This window comes from Blautia sp. DFI.1.216, assembly GCF_020594215.1.
Taxonomy (GTDB): domain Bacteria; phylum Bacillota; class Clostridia; order Lachnospirales; family Lachnospiraceae; genus Blautia_A; species Blautia_A wexlerae.
The window spans coordinates 1-3,468 of sequence record NZ_JAJDML010000104.1 but is presented as its reverse complement, the minus strand read 5'-3'; the positions used below and the strand labels follow the sequence as shown (position 1 = coordinate 3,468).

Annotated in this window: 6 protein-coding genes; 5 read left to right on the top strand and 1 reads right to left on the bottom strand. The window is 37.6% G+C overall.

Annotated features, from left to right (window positions below; all coding sequences use genetic code 11):
* Positions 1-191 precede the first annotated feature (191 nt).
* From LJE11_RS18685 to LJE11_RS18675, 3 genes are read left to right on the top strand one after another with little or no spacing between them, the layout of a single operon-like run.
* Positions 192-329: a hypothetical protein gene (locus tag LJE11_RS18685; protein ID WP_227227149.1), complete on the top strand. Its 138-nt coding sequence runs from the start codon at positions 192-194 to the stop codon at positions 327-329.
* Between the two features lie 24 nt (positions 330-353).
* Complete coding sequence (locus LJE11_RS18680; protein WP_055059027.1) at positions 354-569, top strand: hypothetical protein; 216 nt, start codon at positions 354-356, stop codon at positions 567-569.
* A gap of 21 nt (positions 570-590) precedes the next feature.
* A complete protein-coding gene (locus LJE11_RS18675) occupies positions 591-1,007 on the top strand; it encodes a hypothetical protein (RefSeq protein WP_055059026.1) in 417 nt (138 codons plus the stop codon).
* Positions 1,008-1,057: 50 nt separating this feature from the next.
* On the opposite strand, the gene LJE11_RS18670 is transcribed toward LJE11_RS18675, so the two are convergent.
* Positions 1,058-1,573 carry an XRE family transcriptional regulator gene (locus LJE11_RS18670; protein ID WP_227296376.1) on the bottom strand — a complete coding sequence of 172 codons (516 nt, stop codon included), beginning with the start codon at positions 1,571-1,573 and terminating at the stop codon, positions 1,058-1,060.
* Between the two features lie 498 nt (positions 1,574-2,071).
* On the opposite strand from LJE11_RS18670, the gene LJE11_RS18665 reads away from it, so the two are divergent.
* Both LJE11_RS18665 and LJE11_RS18660 read left to right on the top strand, forming a co-directional pair.
* Positions 2,072-2,290: a hypothetical protein gene (locus tag LJE11_RS18665; RefSeq protein WP_055054355.1), complete on the top strand. Its 219-nt coding sequence runs from the start codon at positions 2,072-2,074 to the stop codon at positions 2,288-2,290.
* 343 nt (positions 2,291-2,633) lie between these two features.
* Positions 2,634-3,281: a flavodoxin family protein gene (locus LJE11_RS18660; protein WP_128868221.1), complete on the top strand. Its 648-nt coding sequence runs from the start codon at positions 2,634-2,636 to the stop codon at positions 3,279-3,281.
* Positions 3,282-3,468 lie beyond the last annotated feature (187 nt).

Genomic DNA, 3,468 nt, shown 5'->3' with positions numbered 1-3,468 from the left:
AAGTTACAGGCGTATCCGCCGATATTCAGTCGGACGCCTAAAGCGTCTGGAAGCACGTGACTTCAGTCATGTGACGTTCACATTCGAGAAATATAAAGGTTCAATTCTTCATAATGGGTGTTTATTATGAAAAAATATTTTGCTATACTGACAATGTCAACAGTAAAGAAGAATATAAACGAGGTGATCAGATGGAAGTAGCACAGAGAATTCGATTGATCCGAATAATAGAAAAAATGGAGAAAAATCCGGAATTCAGTAATAAGTTTGGAATGAAGAACACATCTGAATATTTAGCAGAAAAAGAACCAAAAAAAGGCATTTATTAGAATAAGTTTCAGGAGGGGTAAAAAATGTTATCATTATTGTTTACAATTTGTATGATCTGGTTTGTAGGAAAATTTTTTGTTTTTGGGTTAAGAGCATCCTGGGGAATTATGAAATTACTTTGCACAGTTATTTTCTTCCCGGTGATATTGATCGGTATGGTTTTGGGTGGACTGATGTATATTGCTTTTCCATTGTTGATTGTCGGTGGTATTATAGCATTGGCAACCTCACATTCATAATGGATCAGGAGGAGAAGACGAATGGGGTATGATATTGAGAAAGAAAAGAGAGAAGCTATTGAAGCCGGCCGAAGAGCACTGAATAGTCTTCGTACGGCAAAAGAAAATCTGAACAGTGCAAAGAACTGGGGTCTGGTAGATATGTTTGGCGGTGGATTTTTTACTACAATGCTAAAACATTCCAAAATGGACCAGGCGAAACGGAATATGGAACAGGCAAAGTATGATCTACGTAGTTTCAGCAGAGAATTAAATGATGTAAATATGGCATGTAACTTAAATATCAATACTGGAGATTTTCTTTCATTTGCGGATTATTTTTTTGATGGATTTGTTGTGGACTGGGTGGTCCAGGATCGGATCAATAATGCAAAAAGACAGGTAGAAGAAGCAATTCGAAGAACCGAAAGCATAGTCAGTCAATTACAGCGTATGTAAGGTAAAGGCAATGAATCAGAAATGATTCATTGCCTTTCGTGCAGTATGGATTATTTTAATTTTGCTTTTTCGGCATTTAAGAGTTCAAGATTGAGCCCCTGCTCCCCGGCTGTTTTATCTACCCAAAGATTCAAAGAGTCTATAGCTAAAGAAATTTCATTAAGTTTTTTACTGATATAAGCAAAATCCTTCATTTCATCATCACTGATTTTACCGTCACGTGCAATTTGGATCAGGCGACCGGTAAGAGGATTGATTTCATTTAAGCTGGCAATTGTCTCCAAAATGATATTTGATAAATTAGTCACTTCTATTTCAGGAACATAACGTTGACCTATTTCGCATTTGTGAGAGCAGTAATAATTGCAAAGATCTGGTCTTTTATAGGCATCTGCCATCTGGAGGATATCATAAGGCGTTGGTTCTTGTGTTTCATATTCGAATTTTTCAATTTTTGAATCAGAGACAGCAGTCATTTTTTCACTGGCCTCTGCTCTTGTAAGTCCTGCCGATTCTCGGCAAAGCTGGTAAATAGTTTTGTTTTCCCTGGTGGATTGTTTACCCATGAGAATTCCTCCCTCGTATATCGCCAGGCATGAGGATTACCTGTCTTCCAGGCCTCATGCTGCGCAGTTATTTCATAATATATTTTATTATACTTGATTTGTAAGCTAACAACAAGTAATTGATGGTATAATGTCCATAGGCGTTACTGTTCACTGGTAATATCCCGCGAGGTGTTTTTTGTGAGCGAAGGTCACAGAAAACCCGAGACATACTGCGCGAATTTATGCGATTAGCATAAATTCTGTGCATCGCGAAGCGTGTTGCTGGGAACGGAGTGAACAGTAACCCATAGGCAAATGAGTGAATGTCGCCTGTTATGCGATTTCAAAAAGAGAAAAGAGTGTTATTCTGAGATATAAGAATAAAGAATCAGGAGGAGAATGATATGAGTAAAAAAGGATATAGCAAACCAGGATTGTTTGGTGGATATAATCATTACGATGAATAAGAACTGTAAAGGCGGTACAGATATGGCACAGCAGAAAGAAGGCGATAGTATGGGATTGTTCAAAAAGAAAAACGTTAAAAAATCTTATGATAGAGAATGTATGAAACCAGTAATTCGTGCAAGTATTTGCACAGGTGAGCAGGTGGCAGGATTCAAAGATATGCAGACTGGAAAACTGGAAGAAATCATGCTGATCAAGTCTCCCAAGGATTTAGATGACTTTAAAAATATGTTTGGGATAACAGAAGAAATCGAGAAAGAATACTGAATGAAGATAAATATGCAGAGGGCGGATAAAAACTATAAGGATTTAAAACAAAAACAGAAAAGTGTAATAGCCGATAAAACATACAGTATGTATTCAGATTTTTCTTTATTGCAGGTTACACTTCCGGAGGTACACCATATGGTGTCACCTGGGAAGAAATGGGGCTGAAACCATGGGAAGATTTGGAAGAAAATGAGTAAACAGATAAGCGTAAAAAATCTGGAACTGTATCAAAAAAACAGCAAGACGTACGCTTATGTCCATGCGGTATAAAACAGGATTATATCCTATGGACGTGGTGCTTTGCCAAAACTGATAGAAAAATCAACGGAGGTTAAATTAAATGAAAGTAATGCTTGTTAACGGAAGCAGTCATCTGCATGGAACAACAATGACAGCTTTGGAAGAAATGATAAAGGTATTTCATTCAGAAGAAGTAGAGACAGAGGTTGTTCAGCTTGGAGGAAAGCCTATAGCAGATTGTCTTCAATGTAATGTCTGTCAAAAAACAGGAAAGTGTGTGATTAAAGATGATGGCGTAAATGAATTTGTTGAAAAGGCTAAAATAGCAGATGGCTTTGTATTTGCAACACCAGTATATTTTGCACATCCAAGTGGACGTATTTATGATTTTTTGGACAGAGTTTTTTACAGTGCCGGAGGTTATGACGCCTTCAAATTTAAACCGGGTGCTGCTGTTGCAGTAGCAAGAAGAGGAGGAACCACGGCAGCTCTTGATGGGATCAATAAATATTTTGGGATTGCACAGATGCCAGTCGCCGGTTCTACCTATTGGAACATGGTACATGGTCTTTACGGAGAAGAAGCTTCTCAGGATGAAGAAGGTATGCAGACCATGCGGAATCTTGCACGAAACATGATTTGGATGATGCGCTGTTTTAAACTTGGAAGAGAGAGCGGTATTTTGTATCCGGAAACAGAAACTGATGCTTGTACCAATTTTATTAAACGAAGTGATACGTTACGTTAAGCCGATGGCTTTAACATAATATATAGCAAGAATTCTTCTTCCTCTATAGGTGGGAGATAAATTGCAAAAAAACAGAAAAGAACACTTGTTCTGCAATGCGATTCATGGTATAATAGAATCAGTCGATAAGGCAAAAGATCAAAAAAGGACTGTTTTTATGGAAAAAATAGATCACAATGCACATTCA